A 20,417-nucleotide genomic window follows, 5' to 3' on the forward strand; every position below is an offset into this window, starting at 1 on the left:
GAATACGAAGCAATCATGACCACACCGGCCAGTCAGGCCGCGTGACCGTAACTGTCACCTGATCGTGCAGCAGACCCAATCAATGAGTCCCGTTGCATACGGCTGCAATGTGAACGCGGTCACCACCGGGCGAATCAGACCTGAGGTGAAGCGGAGGCGTGAACGAACACCACCTACGAATCGCTCGCCTCGGCCTCGATCTGCGCTGCCCGTTCGCGCCACCTGTTTGCTTCTCGCGACCTCGGCGGTTCCAACCCGTCCAACAGATCTGCAAGGTCCCACATTGCTGATGGGACATCCAGTTTTGCCGCGGCCGTCAGCCAGCGACGAGCATCCTTTGGTCTTGGCGGGTCGACAACGTCATTGAGAAGATGTGCGGCCCAAAGCATCGCACCCACATCGCCAGCATTTGCAGCAGCGACGGACCACGCGACCGCACGCTCTGGATCGTCGAACTCCTCGAGCAACAGATCGATCAACTCAGGTAGCGCGTCGCAGTACCCGTTCCGAAGTGCTTCCTCGAAGTGGTCGCGAGATTCTTCCGGGGTCTCTGCCCGAGCGATTATTCCCAACTTGTATCGCGCCACCAGGTGGCCGGCGTCCGCTGCCTTTGTGTACCAGGCGATCGCACCCTCCAGATCGGGTGGAGACCATTGGTGGCCAATGATGTAGGCCATCGAGTACATCGCCTCAGTCTCGCCTTCGTGAGCCGCTCGCTCCGACCACTGCCGAGCCATCCCCAACGATGGAGGGTCGTACCGATACAGAAATATCTGGACGAGTTCCATCATCGCATGCACGTGCCGACGCTCAGCAGCTCGCGTGTACCAAGCGACTGAATACTTGAGGTTGTCGTTTACTTGTCGCGAACCTCTAAGCCATCGCCGCCACCAGCGAGATTTTTGTTCGCCCGGTTGCTCCATGACGGCGGGATGATTATCGCGGTAGAGCTCACCGAGCTGGCACATCGCCGGTATGTGCCCACGCTGAGCGACATCAACGATGTGCTGGAATCCGATACGGCGATCGTCTGGTTCCGGCTGCGCAATCAGGAACCTACCGAGATCGAGCTTGGCTTGAATATCGCCCGTGTCCGCTGCCCGACTCAGCCAGTAGCGCGCATCGTCGGAAGACGATGACTGAAGCATGAATCGCACTCCATACGAGTGCATCGCGTAAGCGTCGCCTGTCAAAGCTGCTTGTTTGTAGAGACGATCTGCCCGTTTTCGATCAGGATTTGTCGAAAAATTCTCCGCGATATCTGCAAGGCCGACAAGGCCCCTCGTGTTCTCGCCGTCGACGGCCCTCTGGAAACACCGTTTTGCTTCGGCCACGCGGGGCGGATCCTGGTGTCGAAGCAATAGGTGACCGAGCCCGATGTCTGCATCGGTGATGTTGCGCCGGGACGCTTCAGTCAGCCAGTGCTTTGCGACCTCGATATCGGCGTTATCTCGCTCAGTGAGGAGAAGACCGAGGTGATGCATCGCGTCGGCATCGCCGGCATCCGCGCATACCGTGAACAGTTCGATTGCCTCGTCCTGCGACGATGCCTCGGGCTGCAACATCAGGAAATGTGCGTAGGCATACGTGGCCGAAATATCCCCGGTTGCCGCCGCTAACGCGTAGTACCGCCTGGCTTCATCACGTTCCGAGGCATCCTCTGACAACGAGAGAAGTCGCGCGGCGTGCAGCCTGCAGGACAAGTCGCCAAGATCCGCGCCGCGCCGGTACCAGATAAGTGCGCTTTGGGAATCCGGCGGATCGCCCGTCTCGTACAGATACCCGCTCATATGCATCGCATCGGTACTGCCGAGTTCCGCTGCGGATCGCCCGATGTGGAACGCCGTCGACAGCAACCCGCGCCAGTAGGCAGCCAGCATCACGCCATACGCCGTTGGGGCGTCGGCGGATTGCAGCGCGTCGTCCCAGCGATCTTCACCGATTAGACGAACGGCGCCAGCCTCATCGTCAGCCGACACAAGATACGCAAACGCCTTGTAGCCGCGGGTCCCGTCGTCGAGAAAGTGCGAGATGAGCGCGACTGCTTTGCCATCGCTCCTGCGCGGCGTTCGTGCCTGCTCGATCGCCTGCAGCAACAGTTCGGGAGTTGCCGCGAGATCGCTGCGAAACGTTCGCAGTTGCTTTTCAGCCAGACGTGCGAGTACCTGCTCGGGAATCGGGTCGTTCCGGCCGCAACGGGCCCAATCAATCGCGGCCCGCAAGACAGCGTGAAGCACAGGCTGTTGCCAGTGCTCGGCGTCGCGGTACAGGCGTAATAGTTCCGGTGCGCACGCAAGGGTCGCACCGAGGCCGAATTGAAAATCTTCATCCGCATACTCGCTCGCCGCAGCCAGCTGTTCATCGGCATCGATCGTGGTGTGGTCGAGATCGATAGTGGCTGCGCGATGCAGAATTTGGCGAACGTGGCGGATGCTGCCGTTTGTAGGCCGACTCCATTCGTGATCTATAACTGGCGCACCGCCACCCGGTCCCGAATGGCCGATACCGGGCACGTCATCCACGCATCGCGGGTCGAATAACCACGCGGTGCTACCTCGGCGATCATCCTCCGGGGCAACCTCGTCCCCGAGCAAGAACGCCCGTTGTTCACTTCGCAGTGTCCCCAGGAGGCGCGTGTCCCCGGGTCGGGCAAGGAGCTGATCGAGCAACGCCGGGGTGAGCGGGTCGGACGGCCCGAGGTACAAGTCGAGGTCATCAAGCCAGATCACCAGGGGCGTCGTGGTTTCCGCGACTAACGGATGCGCCACCAGTTCAGACAAACGGCCGGGTACAGGTACCACGATCCCGTGATCACCGAAGACCCCTCTGATAGCCTCAAACGCCGAGCGTGTCTTACCGGCCTTGGATGGTCCAACGATCAGGGTGAAATCGTTGGCACTGATCGACGTGACGAGCGTTTCGTCAAACTTGTTGCGGGTGCGTGCAACATACCGATCGTGCAACCCATAACTGCGCCGGTCGCCGTAGTGCGATTCCGTCGCCCCGAGGACGTACGGATTTGATTCCGCGACAGCAGGAAAGTTGTCGTGGCCGAACAACTCGACGAGTTCGCGAATGTCAGAAGCCGCGGCAGGATCTGTCGCAATGCTCGTTTTAGCCACTGCTCCGTGAGCTTCAGAAGCATGGTCGTCTGATGACGCATCGACGGGTAATCCCGCCTTGGCCAAATTCCCCCGATAAAACGACACGAGATTTGCGCGGAGGCCCTCGTCGCGAAGGAGGCGGTCAAGCTCGTCGTAGAGCGCCACCGCCACCTTCTTCGGCGCACCACCTTGCGATTGTTTCTCGACCTTCGATCGGGTCCAACTGGTGACATGTCCCCATTGCGGGAACCTCGTCGTAGCCATCGCTTGTCGATGTCGGACAAACGCGAAGTCTGGCTTCGCACCGGCAGGAAGGTCGGTTCGTGCTAGCGCACAAGCAGCTGCGAACGTGATGTTGGTCCCGGGCACGAGGTCGTGCGGCTCTTGCGGTAAGTCGTCGCCAAGTGCAAGCAGAAAGCGCGCCGCGTCAAGTTCAGGGCTCTGCATCCGACCATCAAGAGGACAGACCGCCTCCTCAAGGAGAAACCAAACCACGTCGCCCACTCGCAGCCGCTGATCGATGCCCAGTCGCCACACGACCCACTCGACGAGCTCGGGCGCAAGAGACAGTTCTTTTGGGAGCATCGGCTTGCCCGGTGTCAATAGCTCTATCAGCGCAGTGACAACGTCGTCTTTCTCGTGCACGAGTCGCGGCCCCCGCCCATTCGCTATTGACAATCATTTTCATTTGTGAGATAGTGACAGTGAGGGTTGGCCCCCTTTTAGTTAAGGAGGCCACCCATGGCCCATTTATATACGCGCGACAAAGAGTACGGGGCATCAACACGAGAGCTTCGGCACAGATCAGAAGTCAGCTTCAGGATGTGTCCTCACCCCGCAATGGATTCCTACATCCGCTTCATCCTGTACGGCCGGAAGACCCCCGAGGGCACCCAAAGCGCCGGTAGTTATCTCGACCGCGTCCGCATCGCAGTCCTCAATGGGGACACGTTGCCCCAGGACGCTCCCAGCTTTCTGGACACCATCGCAGCCTGGCTCATCTTCGGAGACGCCGTCGAGGCTTGTAAGACATTCGACAGCTACCTGATCATCGTGATTTGTCTGATCGCCGATTGGACAGACCGGCAGCACGCGGTCGGCGACGGTCAGGCGTTGGATACCAGTGGCGCCTGGGTCTACCAGGCGACGGAGGATCATGAGTCCGCCGCGAACGACAATGGGGATTTGGAGAAGGAGTACCGAGAACGCTGGCCAGAACAGCCGGAAGTCCGGATCTTCAGCGATCAGATGCCAATGTGCCGCCTGGACTACCACACCTGGCTCCACCCGGCGTTGAGCCGGACAACGTGGGAGTTGGCGGTCGCCGGACGAATCGACATCTACCAATGAAGTAGCAAATAACAAATCCATCACTTGGGCCAACCTGCCCGGTCAACCACTGTGTTGACCGGGCTTTTTAATGTCAGCCTCCCACCAACCAGCAAACCTCGTCACATAACCCATCACGTGACGTCACGTGATGGGGGCCGCGCGGTTGCGTGGCGTCGCGGCATGCCGTGTCGTGGGCGGATGAACATCATTCGCTCAACGAACTCAACGCCATATCCGATGCGAGACATCGTCATTCGCGGCTTGATCGACGCCGAGGGCGCCCTTTCTGGTGCCGCATTCAACGTCAGCGCCCACGGCTGGCAACTCAGCGCCGCCGACCTCCAGGACCTGCAGGAGCACATCGAGGAAATCGATGATCTGCTGCTGGCTCTGCAGCTGGCCATCACCGAGCCCTACGGACTGTCCGGCAAACATTCCCTCCCCCTGAGACGAACAGGAGCGACACTATGAACGCCACCGCGACCGCGACAATCGCCGCCGTATTGACCGGCATTTCACTACTTGCTGCCACGGCGTGCACGGCCACCCAGCCAGCCGCCCTCGATCAGGCAGCGCGCATCGCAGCGAGCTGCCCGACCGACGGCAGCCACATCGCAGCCATCATCCAGAGCGACCAGTCAGCGAGCCGGGAAAACTCAACCGCGCAGCCGGACACCCAGCAGATCATTCACGACGCCGCCGAGCGCACAGCAATTTGCAACGGCCATTTCCGGGTCAACATTTTCGCCGGCTCAGCCATCGCCACGACTGTCTTCGACGGCGACCTTCGGCTTGACGGTGCCACCGAGAACGCCCGACTGCGGAAGGCACCCACAGCTGCCGACGACGTCATGGTCCACGTCAACGCAGCACTCCCCGACGCCTCTATGCAACTGCCGGACGGCGCCACCGACATCGTCGGGCAGTACCAACCGGCCGCCGAATACGAAGCGCAGTTGGCAGCAACCGGCTCCTACCACCTCGAAGAAACCATCCTGACCGACGGCATCCAGACGGTCGGCCAAAACCTCAACGACCCCGGACTGACCCCCGATGAGGCGCAGACGCTGGCCGGGCTCGTCACCGTCCCGAACTTGGCCGGTGCCACGGTGCGCATCATCGGCGTCGGTCGGCAAGCCGACGACGCGCCGCTCCCGACGCCGTACATCGCCGCACTGCGGATGTTCCACACGACCGTCTGTGAGCGGACCCGGGCCGCGTGCACGGTCGTGACTGATGCTGCAGGTGCCTGACATGCCAAGTATTCGGTCACGTGCCCGCGGCACATCGACCACGACCCCTGGCGAAGGCGTCCGATTGATCCCGGTTGACCGGGCGTCGGCCGTGGTCCGGCCAGCCGCCATCGACAAGACCTACCTTGAACTGGCGCACGACGCGCTGGCGCTCGAACAACACCATCTGTTCGTCGCTGAAGGCGAGGTCCGGTCCCGCCCGGAGCAGGACCGGGCAGCGGCGCTTGCGTTCCGCGCCGTCCAGCTAAAGCGCGCGGTCGAGCGCGCGGGAACCGCGGCCGACACCGCCGCCGAGCGGTTCGAGCAGGCCGTCGCGGCTCTCGGCCCATACGTGCGCCGCAAGGCCACATCCTCACGCGGCTACGTTGCGCGCACGGCCGCACTTCTGATCGGGGACATCGCCGGGCTCAGCGGGGCCGCCATCGCCCTCGGTGAATACCCGACACTGGCCGTGACACAAGCGATCTCGGCCGGCACAGCCACCGTGACAGCGGGACTGGCCGCGACACAGCTGCGCCACCTCCAGCAATCGGCCGAACGTCAGCGGGACGACGCACGCGAAGCGCTGCAGCCATACATTCATCTGTTCGCGGGACCCGGGAAGGGCCAGCGCCTGCACACTGCGGTGTTCGTGATTGCGGCGCTGATCGCGCTCTTCGTGACGATCGGCGTCTTCGCGCTGCGGACGGCAATTGAAGGGTCACTGTCCGGGCTGACGTTCGGCGCCTTGGCCACAGCCATCGCGCTGGCCAGCTTCATCAACAGTTGGCACCATGCCGACCCGGTTGCCGACCTCGTCGAATCAGCCAAGCACGACGCCGACGTAGCCGACCGCCGCCATCGCCGATTGGCTTCGGGGCGGGTCGTCGGTCAGGCGGAACAAGCCGGGGCGCACGAGAATTCGGTCACCACTGAGTACACCCACCGGGGCCTCGCCGCCGCCGCCCACATCGAGGCAGACAAGTTCCGGGCGCTCCTGGCCAGCCCCGACGTTGTCGGCCACGGGCCAGGCCGCGGTCCAAGCCCGGTCATCAAGCGATCGAGGTCGGCGTGACGACCTCGATCCTCCCGGCCGCCTTGGTCGACCCACGGCTGCTGGCACCCCGCCTCCTCGGTGCCCAGAACCGCCACCACCCTCCGGGCCAGACGGCACCAGCCGGCGGCAGCGCTGTCGTGAGCCTCGGCGATCCGGGAACCTGTCCCGGCGGCGGGGCCGTGGTGTACATCGTCCTCGACGAATCGCTGAGCGTGGCGTCGGCCGGCGGCAACGATCCGCTCGGCCGTCGCCACGCAGAGACGGCCACGGCGATCGACCATTTGGCCGCCGCCTGCCGTTGCCGACGCGATCGGGTTGCCCTGGTCCCCTTCGACCTCGGCTCCCCCGGCCATGTCCCCCCGCAGCAGCTCAACCAGTTCGGCGTTCGGAGACTCCATCACGGGCTGCAACGCCTGTCGACGACACCGGGGATGTCGAGCAGCCTGCTCCCCGCCCTTGCGCACGTGGAACAGCTGGCGTCCACCAATCGTGGGTCCAGCGTGGTGGTGGTGTTTTCCGACTTCCTGTTGACCGACCGGGATCCGACGACAGCGATCCACCAACTCGCCAGCTTCCCGGGTGCGGTACACGCCGTCGTCCTCGGTGCCGCCCCGCCGTCACTGTTGTCGGACCACCCGGACATTGAGACAACCCGCCTCACGCCGTCGTCACCGGACGGCTCGACCGCTCTCGCGGTCTTCAACGGGCTGACGCACTATCGCGGACCCCGAAATGCCAACCAGGGCAGTGCCGCCCAGGCTGCAGGAAGCCTCGCCCCTAGGAAGGAGGACGCACATGACCGTCGCCAGCGGAATTTGATGCCACGACGGAGCCGCCATACCCACGGCATGCTGACCACCACCCCCACGAGGGAGGCACCGTGAGCCAGGAGCCGTCGAAGTGGATGGACAAGGTGATCGGCTGGTGTTTTGGCATCCTGTGCGGCGTCATTGCGCTTTACTGCGCCGTCCGGTTAATCGAACCAATCCTGCCGACGCTCATTGTGATAATAGGCATTATGGCACTCATCGCGGCCATTATTGGCGCCTTTGTTGTAATTTCTACATGGCGAAATCGATGGTAATTCAAGACCTTTCGACCCCTATTGACAGATGAGTTTGCTTATTTCATCGTAAGCCAACATTATTGACTATTACACAAATGTAATAGATAATAGCGTCGGCATTGACGCGAATTCAATTGCCGAAATCCATTTAGCACCTAATTCCGATTGGAGGATATCTATGTCTAAAACAGGAAGAACCAACCCCCGCCGCGGATCGCGCGGCACACCAAAACCCGAGCGGCACATCACCGTTCGAAGCGTGCGCCGGGAGCAGCCCGACCTGCGCAAGCTCAGTCGCGCCGTCATTGCTATGGCGCTGCGTGAGGCCGAAGCCAAAACCGAAGTCCGCGAAGCGCTGCTACGCCCTGGCGTTCAGCAATCAACAACGCAGACCGATACGGAGGAGGCCGCCAGTGCCTAACCCGGGTGATGCCACCCTGTCGGCGGGTTCGCTGGTCTGGCAACAGCTGTTCTGGCCGCAGCCTCTACGTGAGGCAACGGCGTTCGGACTGCTGCGCCATTGGGCAGCGCAATCCCACGCCCCGCAACTCATCCTGGAAGCGAGCGCCGACGTGACCGGCGTGGAATACCGAATCGGCAGTCAGCTCCGACACAAGGCGGTCGTCCGCCGTGCCGTTGAGCAACTTGTCGAGGGATCGATTGTCACTAGTTTTGACAATGCCGATCGCGAGTCCGTCAAGGTCGCCCGCCGAATCCAGTTGAGTACAAACGCCCGCCAGCTAGAGCCTGTCGACGCGGTGGCATCACATCGATCAATCCTCCATGCTCTGACCGCCGCCCAGAAGGGTGAGCGCCTCACTATTCAGATCGTGCTCGGCCCGCGCCAGCATCCCAACGTCGCGCCGGCCGACCCCAAGCACGGTAATCAGCAGCTGGTGTCGAAGCTCCTCCACGGCGTGCAGCCAGACACCCGCCCGGGTGCCCGCCACGCCCTTGAGCACAAGCTTGGCCAACACGCCTTCGCCGCTGCTGTCCGCCTCGGCGTCCATGCGCCGACGGCCGAACGCCGCCGATCCCTGCTACTCGGCCTGGCCGCCGCAATGGGCACCGCCGAATCTCCCGATGTCCGCATCACACTCAGGAACGAGAAGGCCGACCGGATCAACACGCCGCGCGCCTCCTGGTCGGTCTTCACCCCATCGCAGCGCCTGACCGTCACCGAGGTGGCCCGTATGTCCGGCTGGCCCATCGCCGACCACGACGAACACTTTCCGGGTCAGCCGCCACTGCATCCCCGCCCCGTCCGGCCCAGCTCGCCGCTGCAATCCGGCCAACGGGTGGTGGCCGACGCCTCGGCACCAGGTTTCAGCGGCGGCCTCGGCTACAACACCACCGACGCCTTGCGGCACACCTGGGTGATCGGCCCGAACGGCGTCGGCAAGTCGACCTTGCTTCTCAACCTGATCCTGCAAGACCTCGACGCCGACCGCCCGATCGTCGTCATCGAACCCAAGGACCTGATCGCCGATCTGCTGGCCCGTATCCCGGAGAAGCGACGGAGTGACATCGTCATCCTCGACCCCTTCGACGAGGCGCCGGTCGGCATCAATCCGCTCGACGCCGCGCATCGTCACGGCCGCTCACCAGAAGTGGTGGCCGACAGCCTGTTCGGCACCCTCAAGACGATCTGGGGTGATGGCCTCGGCCCGCGATCGGCCGATATCCTCAGGAACTGCCTCGAACTGCTGGCCCGACGCGACGATGCCACACTGGTCCAGCTGCCGCTGCTGCTCACCAATCCCGGCTTCCGCCGCCGCCTGACCCGCGGCGTCATGCAGTCGGATCCGTTCGCGGCAGGGCCTTTCTGGCACTGGTTCGACAGCCTCTCCCCCGAGGCTGCCGCCACTACCATCGCGCCGCTGTCGAACAAGTTGCGCCCACTGATCAGCAAGCCGCTGCGCGATGTTCTCGCTCAGCAGCATCCGAAGTTCAATGTCCGCCAGGTGCTTCGCCAGAGGAAGGTCCTGCTGGTGCCGCTCCAGAAGGGCATCATCGGGCCCGAGAATGCCCAGCTGCTCGGCGCGCTGGTCGTGGCCGAGCTCTGGCAGGCCATCCGTGAACGAGCCGGAACACCCGAGGGCAGTCGCGACCCCGTCATGATCTATATCGATGAGGCCCAGGACTACATCCGCGGTATCCCGACCGATCTTGGCGACGCACTCGCCCAAGCACGTTCACTTGGTGCCGCCTTTCATCTCGCGCACCAGTACCAAAAGCAACTGCCCCCAGCCATGCTGGAAGCCTTCCGCAACAACGCCCGGTCCCGCGTCTGCTTCCAGTTGCAGGCGGGCGATGCCAAGGACATGACCGCCGGCCAGTCGGTGCTCACCGTTGAAGACTTCACCCGACTCCCGGCCCACCACGTCTACGCCAGTCTGGTGCGGGACAACGCCGTGCAGCCGTGGGCCTCGGGCGTGACCAAGCCCGCCCCGAAGCCGTCCAGCGATCCCGCCGCCATCCGCCAGCTGAGCCGCGCGCGCTTCGGCCGTCCGGTCAGCGAGATCGAAGCCAGCTTCGCCGCCCTGGTTGAAAGTGCTCCCGGCGGTGACGATTCCGACTCCATCGGCGGTGCACGGACGCGCCGGAGGCCGTCATGAGTGACTACCCCCTGGGCCACCCCCTCGGGTCGACTCCTGCGCACCCGTCACCCCTGGCAGACGAACGAAATCGTCTCCCAGGGTTGGGGAATAGTGGTGCCCTAGAGGGCACCACAACGCCCGCCAAACGGCCATCTCACCGACGCCTATCCGCCACTGGCATCACTGCCATAGCCGATCAACTCAGCGACCGTGATCTGGCCATCATCCGGTCTATCGACGACCATCGGTTCCTGACCGTCCGCCAGATCCGCACCATCCACTTCGCTGATCTGGCGCCAACATCGGGACAACGCACGACCAAACGAGTCCTGGCCCGACTGCGCGGCCTCGGCGTGATCAGTGCCCTGACCCAACGCATCGGTGGGGTGCGGGCCGGCTCAGACGGACTCGTGCACTACGTCGATAGCGTCGGTGATCGGATACTGCGTCAGCGATCTGGCCGCGGTGCCCGGCGCCGCTACGAACCCAGCGCCCGTTTCGTCCACCATCGCTTGGTCGTCGCTGCTGCGCATATCGCGCTTATCACTGCCAACCGCCATGGCGGACTGGACGTCGTCGCCACCGCGGTCGAACCAGCCACCTGGCGTCCCTACATCGGCGTCGGCGGGACTCGCCGGACGCTCAAGCCAGACCTCTTCGCCGAGACCGCCACCGCTGACGAACTGGTCTACGCCTGGTTTGTTGAGATCGATCTCGGCACCGAGCACATCCCGACGCTGCTGTCGAAATGCCGCGAGTACGAGGCGTATCGGCGGGCCGGCATCGAACAAGAACGCCACGGATCGTTCCCGCTTGTCGTCTGGTCAATGACCCACCAAGATCCGGCCACGGCCAAGCGCCGCCGTCAGGCGCTGGCGGCCGCCATTGCCGCTGACCGATCGCTACCGTCCGCACTGTTTCGCATCGTGGCCCCCGACGATGTCGTGCCACTGATGCAGACCGGAGGCGCAGAGTGAGTCTCGCGCCAATCCTGCGGCGCAACCGGATCGTCGTTGGCGACGCCCTCCATCGATTGCGGCAGTTGCCGGATGCCTCGGTCGACTGCGTGATCACGTCGCCGCCGTACTACTCACTCCGGGACTACGGCGCGACTGGCCAAATTGGCCTCGAACGATCCGTCGATCAGTGGGTCGACCAGCTGGCCGCGATCACCCAAGAAATCGCGCGAGTTCTCGTCCCCACAGGCACCTATTGGCTGAATCTGGGCGACACCTACTCCGGTCATCCGTCGCAGGGAGCAGCCCGCAAGAGCCTGCTGATGGCGCCAGAACGGCTCGCCTTCCGCTTGCAACAGGACGGCTGGATCATCCGCAACAAGATCGTCTGGGCCAAACCAAACCCCGTGCCGTCCAGCGTGCCCGACCGCCTCAACTGCACATACGAGGTCATTTATGTGATGGCCCGCCAACCGAAGTATTTCTTCGACCTCGACGCCATTCGGGTGCCGCACCGCTCGGCACCGTCTGCGAACCAACAACGACAGCAGACAACGACACCGATCGAAAAGTGGCGCGGCCCCAACGGCATGACCGCCACTGGCCTCGCAGGCCTGAAAGCTCGCGGGCAGGTCGGCCACCCACTCGGCAAGAACCCCGGCGACGTCTGGACGATCACGCCGGGCGGCTACCGCAGCGCGCACCATGCGATATTTCCGATGGCCCTTGCCGAACGCATGATCGCCGCCGGCTGCCCCGAAGCGCGATGCACACGCTGTCGATCCCCATGGCAGAGGCGTGTCATTCGGGGACTCGGCCACGTCGCGACGCGAGCCAGCCTGACGCCGACTTGCAAGTGCAAACAGGCCAGCGAACCGGCCATCGTCTGCGATCCGTTCATGGGTAGTGGCACCACTGCTGTGGCCGCCGAAAGGCTCGGTCGAGATTGGCTGGGGATCGAGCTCAATCCCGAATTCGCCGCTGTAGCACGAGCCCGCATCGCCGAAGCCCGCGAGCAACAGTTCGAATCCCCATCCACAAGGGCAGCCGCATGAGCCGGCGGCTGCCTCGTCGGTGTCATGCGGCCGCACCAGTAAGCGCACCAAGCACTTACCGGCCGCAGCGCACCGAGGAGGTCGCTATGTCCACACCCGACGAGTACACACCAGGCGTCAAAACGCTTGGGGTCAAGCTCCAACCCGACGTCCATGCCCAGCTGAGCTTCATTGCAGGCCTCCGCCCGGGCAAGGGCACCATCACCGATGAGATCCAGATCGCCATTGCCGAGCACATCGCCCGCGCCAAAGACGATCCGGAACTGGCCAGCAGGGCAGCTGAGGCGCGCGCCGAAATCGAGCGCGAAGCCGCAGCCCGCCAGCAGGCCATCGCCACTCTGTTCGCCGACGGCGGCGAACCCGCATCCCGGCAGCGCCGGAATACGAAGGGAGGCGATACCCCACCGGCAGCATGACCGTGCCCTTCGGACACGGGCGTCAGTGATCACTCACGGCGCGCCCGGGGCCGGCGGGAAGCAGATCGAGCCACCGGCTCTCTGCTTCCCGACCGGCCCCACACAAACCCACGAGTTAAGAACAGAAAGGAGGTGAGGATGAATGAAACCCACCACGAACCAACACAACCCGAGGCTCAGCCAGACGCTGCGACGCGTCAGGAGGCCGAACCAATACCATCACCACGCATCTACGTCGCGAGTCTTGCCGACTACAACAACGGCGTGCTGCACGGCGCCTGGATTAACGCCGCACGCGAGCCAGACGACATCCAAGCCGACATCGTCGCCATGCTGGCCAAATCACGCGAACCGAACGCGGAGGAGTGGGCCATCCACGACTATGACCAGTTCGGCCGCTGGCGCGTCAACGAATACGACAGCATCGAGCAGGTATCTCGCGTTGCGAAAGGCATTGCCCAACACGGCTACGCCTTCGCGGCGTGGGCCGACGTCTTCGACGGCGAACCAGCCAGCTTCGACACCGATGCCTTCCAAGAAGCCTTCCTCGGCCGTTACGACTCCGTCCAGGACTACGTCGAACAGATGGCTGACGATCTGGGCTACGAGGACGAATTGGCAAGGCTTCCTGAACATCTGCGACGCTACGTGCGCATCGCGTACGGCACCATGGCGCGCGACATGCTGGCATCCGGCGGCATCGCGGTCGTCGACCATCCCGGCGACGATGGCGTGTGGATCTTCCGCGCCGATCGGTAGCGATCGCCGCAAGGTGGAGCCCCAGCACCATGACCTGATAAACAACTTAAACCGGACCGCATTTCGTCGTTATTACGTTGTAGAATTGTCGAATTCCATTGATTTACAACACTATTCAGTTGTACAATTAATGGTTACAGAGGAGGCAACCATCGTGACTCCGGAAGAAACCGCCAATCTCACGAATCTGATCATGGTCAAGCGCAATCAGTTGCAGCTCAGTGTGAATGAAGTCGCCCGCCGTGCCGATATCTCCCCCACCATGATGTGGCGGATTGAGCAGGGGCTTATCGCGAACACGCGCATGGACCGTCTGCTGGCAATCACGGACGCGCTCGGTATCACCAGGACCGACCTGTTCACCACCATCGGTTGGCTGCCTGCCGCCGATCTCCCGACGCTCAGTACCTATCTTCGCGTCAAGTACTACCACTTACCTGATGCCGTCATCCGACATATCGCCCGCGATGTCACAAAGATCGTGCACGCGTACAACAACCGCACGGATACAGACGAAAGCTGTCCAGAGTGCACCGACCGGCAGCCTGACCATCCCGCCGACCACGGAGGGCAATCGTGACTTCGGCTGCCCCGATGCGTGATGCGCAGGCGCGCGAGGTACTTCGCGCAATTGGCCATGCGGCTCTGGCGCTCGCCGACGGCCACACCATCGACGACAGCATCGCACAGCGGCTGCTCGCAAGTCAGACCGGCGGGACCGATGACGCAACGCTGTTGACCGTGCCCGAAGCCTGCGCGCGTCTGCGCATCAGCCGCTGGAGCTTCTACGAGCTGATCCACCAAAATCGATTGCGCACCGTCACGATCGGCCGTCGCCGCTTTGTTTCGCAACCCGAGCTGAACGCCTTCATCGGTTCCCTCAACGGCTACGGGAGCACTGCATGACCAGTGCGCGCGCTAACGGCGAGGGAACGCTCTACCGCCGCAAGGACGGGCGGTGGGAAGGTGCTGCGTATGTGCCGACCGCCAGCGGCAAGCGGAAACGTATTCGTATCTACGGAAAAACCCGGGACGAAGCCCATACCAAACTGACCGCTCGTCTGTCCGACGCCGACCGCAACATCCCGGTCAGTGACGTCGGTTGGACGATCGGCCGGTACCTCGACTACTGGCTGAACGACGTCGCGCCAAACACTCTGCGCCCTAAGACGTTGGAGTCGTACGAGTCGATCATTCGTATCCATCTCAAACCACGCCTCGGAACACGGCGGCTCACCGAACTGTCGGTCACGGCGTTGCAGCAGATCTTCAATGAACAACTCGCCGAGGGACACTCGGTTCGCATCGTCCAACTGACCCGCACCGTCCTCAGCGCAGCGCTCACCCGTGCCATGCGCGAGGAGATCGTTTTTCGCAATGTAGCGCGGCTCGTGACGCTGCCCACCTGGGAACGCAAAGATCTCACCCCGTGGACAGCCGAAGAAGCCGGCCATTTCCTGACGTCGGCATTCGCAGACCGGCTCTACGCAGCCTTCCTGCTCCTCATCGTCTATGGCATGCGCCGTGGCGAAGTGCTCGGTCTCCGCTGGCGCGATATCGACTGGGACAACAATCAAATTCACATCACTCAGCAGCTGCAGCAGGTCGGGAACGCGCTCCAGGTCGGCCCGGTCAAGACCAACGCAGGCAAGCGCGATCTGCCGCTGCTCGCGCCGGTTCGCGCCGCGCTGAGTGAGCTCCAAGCCGGAAGCGACGCTGCGGACACATCGTCCGATCTGGTCTTCCTCAGCACCGATCGCACGCCGATCTGGCCACGCAACTTCGCCAAGCACTTCCACGACCTGCGGGAGCGGGCCGGGCTGCGCCGCATCACCATCCATTACCTGCGCCACACTGCGGCGACACTCCTCAAGAACTTTGGTGTGCCAGCACGCGACGTCCAACTCATCCTGGGCCATGCGCAGATCACGACCACGCTCCAGCTGTACCAACATGGCGATGTCGCCGCGCAACAAACAGCGCTCGACCGTGTGGGTCGAGCGCTGCTCGTGTCTGTTGGTGACGGCACGCGTTGCCGTCAAATCCAGCCGTCAACAACGGAATTGATGTTCGAAAATGCGTCGATTATATCTGGAGGGCCAGGAGGGGCTCGAACCCTCGACACCCTGCTTAAGAGGCAAGTTTCGTTAAGTCAACGAGACTCGCTCGCCTCTGTGGTCAGACAGCTACGAACACGAACAAACACGCACGTACTTGGCTACGTTGCCGTCAAGCGTTGCCGTCAAATCACCGATCATCGGCACGAGTACCTAACTGCCTAAAACGCACAAGACACCACACCAAAGCACACAGGAGAACGCATGGAGACCTCGAGGACAGCAGCGGTGATCTATCTGCGCGTATCGACCAAGGAACAAGCCCAACGAGGCGGCGAAATCGAAGGCTTCTCGATCCCCGCCCAGCGTGAGGCCTGTGAGAAGCGCGCCGAAGCACTTGGTGCCGAAGTCATTATGGAATTCGTCGACGCGGGAGAATCTGCACGTTCAGCCGACCGACCAGAATTGCAGCTGATGCTTAGGTTCTTAGATCGCCGCCGCTGCGACTACGTCATCGTTCACAAGATCGACCGCCTGGCACGTAACCGTGTGGACGACGTCGAAATCAACCTTGCGATCCAACGAGCCGGCGCAACACTCGTATCCGTCAGTGAGAACATCGACGAGACACCAAGCGGCATGTTGATGCACGGCATCATGAGCTCAATCGCCGAGTTCTACAGCCGCAACCTCGCCAGCGAGACGCGCAAAGGCATGGCGCAAAAGGTCAGAAATGGTGGCACACCCGGGAGCGTGCCCTTTGGATACCTAAACGTGCGAACGAGATCAGTCGAGGGCTACGAGATACGCACCGTAGCAGTCGATCCCGATCGCGCCCCACAAGTCCAATGGATCTACGAAGCGTACGGATCAGGAGAGTGGACAATGACCCAGATCCGAGAAGAACTGGAACGGCGTGACGTCACGTCGCTGCCGCGGCCGAAACGACCACCACGACCGATTGCCACGTCGCATATCGAGGTCATCCTCAAGAATCGGTACTACCTAGGTGAGGTGAAATTCGAGGGCGCCTGGCACCAGGGCAAGCACGAACCGCTCGTCACCGAAGATCTTTGGCAACGGGTGCAATCGATCCGCGAATCTCGCGTGCGCACCAAGGAAAAGCCCCAACAACATGCTCATTGGTTGAAGGGAACCGTTGCATGCGGCCACTGTGGAGAAACTCTGGGAATCGAGGTTGTTGTGAACGGGACGGGTGTGCGATATCCGTACTTCTACTGTCTCGGCCGCAAGATGCGCCGCACCAACTGTGACTTTCGAGCGATCGCCGTTACCAGCGTTGAAGAGCTCGTCGCAGACCATTGGCGTACCCGGCGACTAACCGACAAACAAATCGACCGTGTCCGAGTCCTCGTCGCTGAGTACGTTGACACGTTGCTTCCAGAACGCGATAAGCGGCTACGTACCGCTCAACGCGTCATCGCCAAGTTAACGAACGAACGCGACATGCTGCTGCGCGCGCACTATGCCGGCGCCGTACCACTTTCACAGCTCCGGTCGGAGCAGGATCGAATAGCCGCTGCACTCGCGGTCGCCTCACGCGACCTCGACCAGCGGCAGATGACTCGGGATCAGCTTTCGGCCGGGCTGGAACGGGCCCTCGACCTTCTACGCAACCCGCATCAGGCATACGCGTGCAGCGACTCAGTCGGACGGCGAGCCATGAACCAGGCAGTGTTCGACCGGCTCTACATTCACGACGACGAGATCAAGGACGCTCAACTCACCGAGTTGTTCGACCGTCTTCTCGACCCTCAGCTGAAGGAACACCTCGATGTCGAGCTGACATCGATCACAGTGCCGTCCCGATCTCGGCGAAAATCCGCCAGAACATCAGGGAACTCGAACTTGTGCCCTGATGATCAGGGCACAAGTTCGAACTTTGCAACATTGGTGGCAGGTACAGGATTCGAACCTGTGTAGGCTTCCGCCGACGGATTTACAGTCCGCTCCCATTGGCCGCTCGGGCAACCTGCCTGGGTGCGCCGCACCGGAGATCCGGTTTGGTGCGACTAGCAGGGTACAACGAGGATGTACCTCAGATACAAACCGGCCGATCACGTCAGGGAAGGGGACGAGTCCAATGGCGGATTCATCGTTCGACATCGTGAGCAAGGTCGACCGCCAAGAGGTCGACAACGCGCTGAACCAGGCGGCCAAGGAGTTGAGCACCCGATTCGACTTCCGCGGCACCGACACCACCATCGCCTGGAAGGGCGACGAGGTCATCGAGATCGTCAGCTCCACCGAGGAGCGGGTCAAGGCCGCGGTCGACGTCTTCAAGGAGAAGCTCATTCGCCGTGACATCTCCATGAAGGCCTTCGACGCCGGAGAACCGCAGGCCAGCGGCAAGACCTACAAGGTCAGCGGCGGCCTCAAGCAGGGCATCGACCAGGAGAACGCGAAGAAGATCAACAAGCTGATCCGCGACGAAGGCCCCAAGGGCGTCAAGACCCAGGTCCAGGGTGACGAGATCCGAGTCAGCTCCAAGAAGCGCGACGACCTGCAGGCCGTGCAGGCCCTGCTCCGCGGCGCCGACCTGGACGTGGCGCTGCAGTTCGTCAACTACCGGTAGGTCTCTCGCCCGCCCGCTCGCCAGTGCTTAGTGTGGTGACCATCACTACACGCACGAAGCGAGGACCGCGATGACAGCTAGCCCGGCGACCGAGCCCGTACCTGCCGAACAGGATGGCGGCTCCTACGACGTCGTGATCATCGGCGCCGGATTCTCCGGGCTCGGCGCGGCCTACCGCATCACCGAGCGCAACCCTGGCACCCGCTACGCCGTCCTGGAACGCCGGGACCGCATCGGCGGCACCTGGGACCTGTTCCGCTACCCCGGCGTCCGCTCGGACAGCAGCATCTTCTCGCTGTCCTGGCCGTGGGAACCGTGGACCCGCAAGGAGGGCGTAGCCGACGGCGACCACATCCGCGAATACATGGAGGACACCGCCCGCAAGCGCGGCATCCTCCCCCACGTCCACTTCGGGACCCACGTACAGTCCGCGGACTGGGATTCAGCCACCGATACCTGGACCGTGCATGTCACCGAGAATGGTGCCGCGAAAACTTATCGCGCCCGCTTCGTGTTCTTCGGGTCCGGCTACTACAACTACGACGAGGGATACACCCCCGAATTCCCGGGCCTGAACACCTTCGCGGGCACCGTCGTGCATCCGCAATTCTGGCCCGAGGATCTCGACTACACCGGCAAGAAGGTGATCGTCATCGGCAGCGGCGCCACCGCCGTGTCACTGATCCCCGCGCTGGCGCAGAAGGCCTCCAAAGTGACGATGCTGCAGCGCTCACCGACCTATCTGCTGGCTGGGTCCCGGGTCAATCCCCTCATCGAGCTCGTGCGAAAGTTCACTCCCCGCAAGATCTCTCACGGGTTCGCCCGCTACTTCGCGGTGGCGTTCGAAAGCATCGTCTGGTTCGTGGCCCGGACCGCTCCCGGGTTGGCCAGGAAGATTATCCGGGCGCAGAACGCCAGCAGCCTGCCCGCCGGCTATCCGGTCGACGTGCACTTCAAGCCGCGCTACAACGTGTGGGACCAACGGTTGTGTCTGGTGGCCGACGGCGATCTGTTCGAGGCCATCAAAAATGGTCGCGCCGAGGTGGTCACCGATCACATCGACCGCTTCGACCAAACCGGCATCACACTCAAATCCGGCCAGCACCTGGATGCCGACATCGTGGTCACTGCCACCGGTCTGCAACTACATGCCCTCGGCGGTGTACGAATCACAGTGGACGGCAACGAGATCAAGCCGCAGGATCGGTTCTCCTACAAGGCGCACATGCTCGAAGATGTGCCCAACCTGATCTGGTGCATCGGCTACACCAACGCATCGTGGACGCTGCGTGCCGACATGACCGCCCGCGCGGCCGCCAAGTTGATCGCGTACATGAATTCCCGCGGATACACCCACGCCTTCCCGCACCTGGGCGGTGAACCGATCGCCGAGAAGCCGGCGTGGGACATTCAGGCCAGCTACGTGTTGCGCAACCTGCACGCCCTGCCCAAGTCCGGCCTCAAGCGGCCGTGGGTGGTGCGGCAGAACTACATCGCCGACGCGATCGACCACCACTTCATCGACAAGATCGACGAGGACATGACCTTCGGACGGGTCGCCACCCCGGCGCGGGTCGCGGGTTAGGTCGCGGCCGACGTCCAGTCGTACGGCAGGAACTTTCCGTCGAAGGTGACGACCACCCGGTCGCCCGCAGGGTGCGGCTTCTTCTCCAGGCAGACACTGAAATTGATCGCGCTCATGATCCCGTCGCCGAACTGTTCGTGGATCAACTCCTTGATCGCCCCGCCGTACACCTGCAGCGCTTCGTAGAAACGGTAGATCGTCGGATCGGTCGGTACCGCGGTCGGTAGCCCGCCCCGCATGGGTACCGCCGCCAACACCGGGATCGCGGACTCATCGAGGTCCAGCATGCCGACAAGGACTGCCGCCTGTTCGGCCGGAATGGGGTGTTGCCCCAGCAGCGCCGCAGTGGTCCACACCACCGGACGGTCGATGGCGTCGGCCAATTCCTGCCACGTCAGCCCCTTGGCGAGGCGAGCCGCGACGATCTCTTCGGTGAATTCCTCTCGCGTCATGGCGCTCAGCATGCACCAGCGCTGTTTCGCCGGCGTGACGCAATCCGCTACTTCGGCTGTCCATCAAAGGCAAGCAGGAAAACCCTCCCGCAAGGCAAAGCAAGGACAAACTGCGAGACGTCGCATCGCAGTTGCCGAACTCCACGTGAA

21 protein-coding genes and 1 tRNA gene are annotated in these 20,417 nt (G+C 62.7%); 18 read left to right on the forward strand and 4 right to left on the reverse strand.

Annotated features, from left to right (window positions below):
- Positions 1-173: 173 nt before the first annotated feature.
- Positions 174-3,749 (reverse strand): tetratricopeptide repeat protein, encoded by a 3,576-nt coding sequence (locus tag CG716_RS17405; RefSeq protein WP_094481831.1) that lies wholly within the window; start codon positions 3,747-3,749, stop codon positions 174-176.
- Positions 3,750-3,944: 195 nt separating this feature from the next.
- Between CG716_RS17405 and CG716_RS17410 the strand changes: the two genes are divergently transcribed.
- The 7 genes from CG716_RS17410 to CG716_RS17440 all read left to right on the forward strand — a co-directional run bounded on the left by CG716_RS17410 (position 3,945) and on the right by CG716_RS17440 (position 8,212).
- Positions 3,945-4,454 (forward strand): hypothetical protein, encoded by a 510-nt coding sequence (locus CG716_RS17410; RefSeq protein WP_094481833.1) that lies wholly within the window; start codon positions 3,945-3,947, stop codon positions 4,452-4,454.
- Between the two features lie 219 nt (positions 4,455-4,673).
- Entirely contained in the window at positions 4,674-4,907 is a 234-nt protein-coding gene (locus CG716_RS17415; RefSeq protein ID WP_094481835.1) for a hypothetical protein, read from the forward strand.
- Positions 4,904-5,689 (forward strand): hypothetical protein, encoded by a 786-nt coding sequence (locus CG716_RS17420; RefSeq protein ID WP_094481837.1) that lies wholly within the window; start codon positions 4,904-4,906, stop codon positions 5,687-5,689. Before CG716_RS17415 ends, CG716_RS17420 begins: the two co-directional genes overlap by 4 nt.
- A gap of 1 nt (position 5,690) precedes the next feature.
- Complete coding sequence (locus CG716_RS17425; protein WP_133066966.1) at positions 5,691-6,743, forward strand: hypothetical protein; 1,053 nt, start codon at positions 5,691-5,693, stop codon at positions 6,741-6,743.
- A complete protein-coding gene (locus CG716_RS17430; RefSeq protein ID WP_094481841.1) occupies positions 6,740-7,609 on the forward strand; it encodes a vWA domain-containing protein in 870 nt (289 codons plus the stop codon). Before CG716_RS17425 ends, CG716_RS17430 begins: the two co-directional genes overlap by 4 nt.
- Entirely contained in the window at positions 7,606-7,809 is a 204-nt protein-coding gene (locus tag CG716_RS17435) for a hypothetical protein (protein ID WP_234817886.1), read from the forward strand. The genes CG716_RS17430 and CG716_RS17435 overlap by 4 nt, the downstream gene beginning before the upstream one ends.
- A 241-nt stretch (positions 7,810-8,050) precedes the next feature.
- Positions 8,051-8,212, forward strand: coding sequence for a hypothetical protein (locus tag CG716_RS17440; protein WP_234817887.1), 162 nt, complete (start codon positions 8,051-8,053; stop codon positions 8,210-8,212).
- Positions 8,213-8,564: 352 nt separating this feature from the next.
- Here the strand turns inward: CG716_RS17440 and CG716_RS30790 are convergent, their stop codons facing one another.
- On the reverse strand, positions 8,565-8,801 hold the full coding sequence (locus CG716_RS30790; RefSeq protein WP_234817888.1) for a hypothetical protein: 237 nt from the start codon (positions 8,799-8,801) through the stop codon (positions 8,565-8,567).
- A gap of 51 nt (positions 8,802-8,852) precedes the next feature.
- Between CG716_RS30790 and CG716_RS17445 the strand changes: the two genes are divergently transcribed.
- From CG716_RS17445 to CG716_RS17495, 9 genes are all read left to right on the forward strand, one after another.
- Positions 8,853-10,409, forward strand: coding sequence for a type IV secretory system conjugative DNA transfer family protein (locus CG716_RS17445; protein ID WP_234817889.1), 1,557 nt, complete (start codon positions 8,853-8,855; stop codon positions 10,407-10,409).
- On the forward strand, positions 10,406-11,368 hold the full coding sequence (locus CG716_RS17450; RefSeq protein WP_094481847.1) for a replication-relaxation family protein: 963 nt from the start codon (positions 10,406-10,408) through the stop codon (positions 11,366-11,368). The genes CG716_RS17445 and CG716_RS17450 overlap by 4 nt, the downstream gene beginning before the upstream one ends.
- A complete protein-coding gene (locus CG716_RS17455; RefSeq protein WP_094481849.1) occupies positions 11,365-12,402 on the forward strand; it encodes a DNA-methyltransferase in 1,038 nt (345 codons plus the stop codon). The genes CG716_RS17450 and CG716_RS17455 overlap by 4 nt, the downstream gene beginning before the upstream one ends.
- Positions 12,403-12,488: 86 nt before the next feature.
- The gene (locus tag CG716_RS17460; protein WP_094481851.1) at positions 12,489-12,818 is read left to right on the forward strand and encodes a hypothetical protein; all 330 of its coding nucleotides are present in this window, start codon (positions 12,489-12,491) and stop codon (positions 12,816-12,818) included.
- 138 nt (positions 12,819-12,956) lie between these two features.
- Positions 12,957-13,577 (forward strand): antirestriction protein ArdA, encoded by a 621-nt coding sequence (locus CG716_RS17465; protein WP_094481853.1) that lies wholly within the window; start codon positions 12,957-12,959, stop codon positions 13,575-13,577.
- Between the two features lie 85 nt (positions 13,578-13,662).
- On the forward strand, positions 13,663-14,157 hold the full coding sequence (locus CG716_RS17470) for a helix-turn-helix domain-containing protein (protein ID WP_234817891.1): 495 nt from the start codon (positions 13,663-13,665) through the stop codon (positions 14,155-14,157).
- Positions 14,154-14,483, forward strand: coding sequence for a helix-turn-helix domain-containing protein (locus tag CG716_RS17475; RefSeq protein WP_234817892.1), 330 nt, complete (start codon positions 14,154-14,156; stop codon positions 14,481-14,483). Before CG716_RS17470 ends, CG716_RS17475 begins: the two co-directional genes overlap by 4 nt.
- On the forward strand, positions 14,480-15,859 hold the full coding sequence (locus CG716_RS30240) for a tyrosine-type recombinase/integrase (RefSeq protein WP_165774191.1): 1,380 nt from the start codon (positions 14,480-14,482) through the stop codon (positions 15,857-15,859). Before CG716_RS17475 ends, CG716_RS30240 begins: the two co-directional genes overlap by 4 nt.
- 39 nt (positions 15,860-15,898) lie before the next feature.
- Complete coding sequence (locus tag CG716_RS17495) at positions 15,899-17,578, forward strand: recombinase family protein (protein ID WP_094481857.1); 1,680 nt, start codon at positions 15,899-15,901, stop codon at positions 17,576-17,578.
- Here the strand turns inward: CG716_RS17495 and CG716_RS17500 are convergent.
- A tRNA-Tyr gene (locus CG716_RS17500) sits at positions 17,547-17,632 on the reverse strand. The two genes, CG716_RS17495 and CG716_RS17500, sit on opposite strands and share 32 nt — an antisense overlap.
- A gap of 106 nt (positions 17,633-17,738) precedes the next feature.
- Between CG716_RS17500 and CG716_RS17505 the strand changes: the two genes are divergently transcribed.
- Both CG716_RS17505 and CG716_RS17510 read left to right on the forward strand, forming a co-directional pair.
- Positions 17,739-18,230: a YajQ family cyclic di-GMP-binding protein gene (locus CG716_RS17505; protein ID WP_094481859.1), complete on the forward strand. Its 492-nt coding sequence runs from the start codon at positions 17,739-17,741 to the stop codon at positions 18,228-18,230.
- Positions 18,231-18,300: 70 nt separating this feature from the next.
- Positions 18,301-19,815, forward strand: coding sequence for a flavin-containing monooxygenase (locus tag CG716_RS17510; protein WP_094481861.1), 1,515 nt, complete (start codon positions 18,301-18,303; stop codon positions 19,813-19,815).
- On the opposite strand, the gene cynS is transcribed toward CG716_RS17510, so the two are convergent.
- The gene (cynS, locus tag CG716_RS17515; protein ID WP_094482091.1) at positions 19,812-20,267 is read right to left on the reverse strand and encodes a cyanase; all 456 of its coding nucleotides are present in this window, start codon (positions 20,265-20,267) and stop codon (positions 19,812-19,814) included. The genes CG716_RS17510 and cynS overlap by 4 nt on opposite strands.
- Positions 20,268-20,417 lie beyond the last annotated feature (150 nt).

The organism is Mycolicibacterium sphagni, assembly GCF_002250655.1.
GTDB lineage: Bacteria > Actinomycetota > Actinomycetes > Mycobacteriales > Mycobacteriaceae > Mycobacterium > Mycobacterium sphagni.

Excerpts from the sequence above, each read along its gene's own strand:
- CG716_RS17410 (WP_094481833.1), top strand. The coding sequence starts at position 3,945 with ATGGATTCCTACATCCGCTTCATCCTGTACGGCCGGAAGACCCCCGAG.
- CG716_RS17415 (WP_094481835.1), top strand. The coding sequence starts at position 4,674 with ATGCGAGACATCGTCATTCGCGGCTTGATCGACGCCGAGGGCGCCCTT.
- CG716_RS17420 (WP_094481837.1), top strand. The coding sequence starts at position 4,904 with ATGAACGCCACCGCGACCGCGACAATCGCCGCCGTATTGACCGGCATT.
- CG716_RS17425 (WP_133066966.1), top strand. The coding sequence starts at position 5,691 with ATGCCAAGTATTCGGTCACGTGCCCGCGGCACATCGACCACGACCCCT.
- CG716_RS30790 (WP_234817888.1), bottom strand. The coding sequence starts at position 8,801 with ATGGACGCCGAGGCGGACAGCAGCGGCGAAGGCGTGTTGGCCAAGCTT.
- CG716_RS17445 (WP_234817889.1), top strand. The coding sequence starts at position 8,853 with ATGGGCACCGCCGAATCTCCCGATGTCCGCATCACACTCAGGAACGAG.
- CG716_RS17450 (WP_094481847.1), top strand. The coding sequence starts at position 10,406 with ATGAGTGACTACCCCCTGGGCCACCCCCTCGGGTCGACTCCTGCGCAC.
- CG716_RS17460 (WP_094481851.1), top strand. The coding sequence starts at position 12,489 with ATGTCCACACCCGACGAGTACACACCAGGCGTCAAAACGCTTGGGGTC.
- CG716_RS17465 (WP_094481853.1), top strand. The coding sequence starts at position 12,957 with ATGAATGAAACCCACCACGAACCAACACAACCCGAGGCTCAGCCAGAC.
- CG716_RS30240 (WP_165774191.1), top strand. The coding sequence starts at position 14,480 with ATGACCAGTGCGCGCGCTAACGGCGAGGGAACGCTCTACCGCCGCAAG.
- CG716_RS17495 (WP_094481857.1), top strand. The coding sequence starts at position 15,899 with ATGGAGACCTCGAGGACAGCAGCGGTGATCTATCTGCGCGTATCGACC.
- CG716_RS17505 (WP_094481859.1), top strand. The coding sequence starts at position 17,739 with ATGGCGGATTCATCGTTCGACATCGTGAGCAAGGTCGACCGCCAAGAG.
- CG716_RS17510 (WP_094481861.1), top strand. The coding sequence starts at position 18,301 with ATGACAGCTAGCCCGGCGACCGAGCCCGTACCTGCCGAACAGGATGGC.
- cynS (WP_094482091.1), bottom strand. The coding sequence starts at position 20,267 with ATGACGCGAGAGGAATTCACCGAAGAGATCGTCGCGGCTCGCCTCGCC.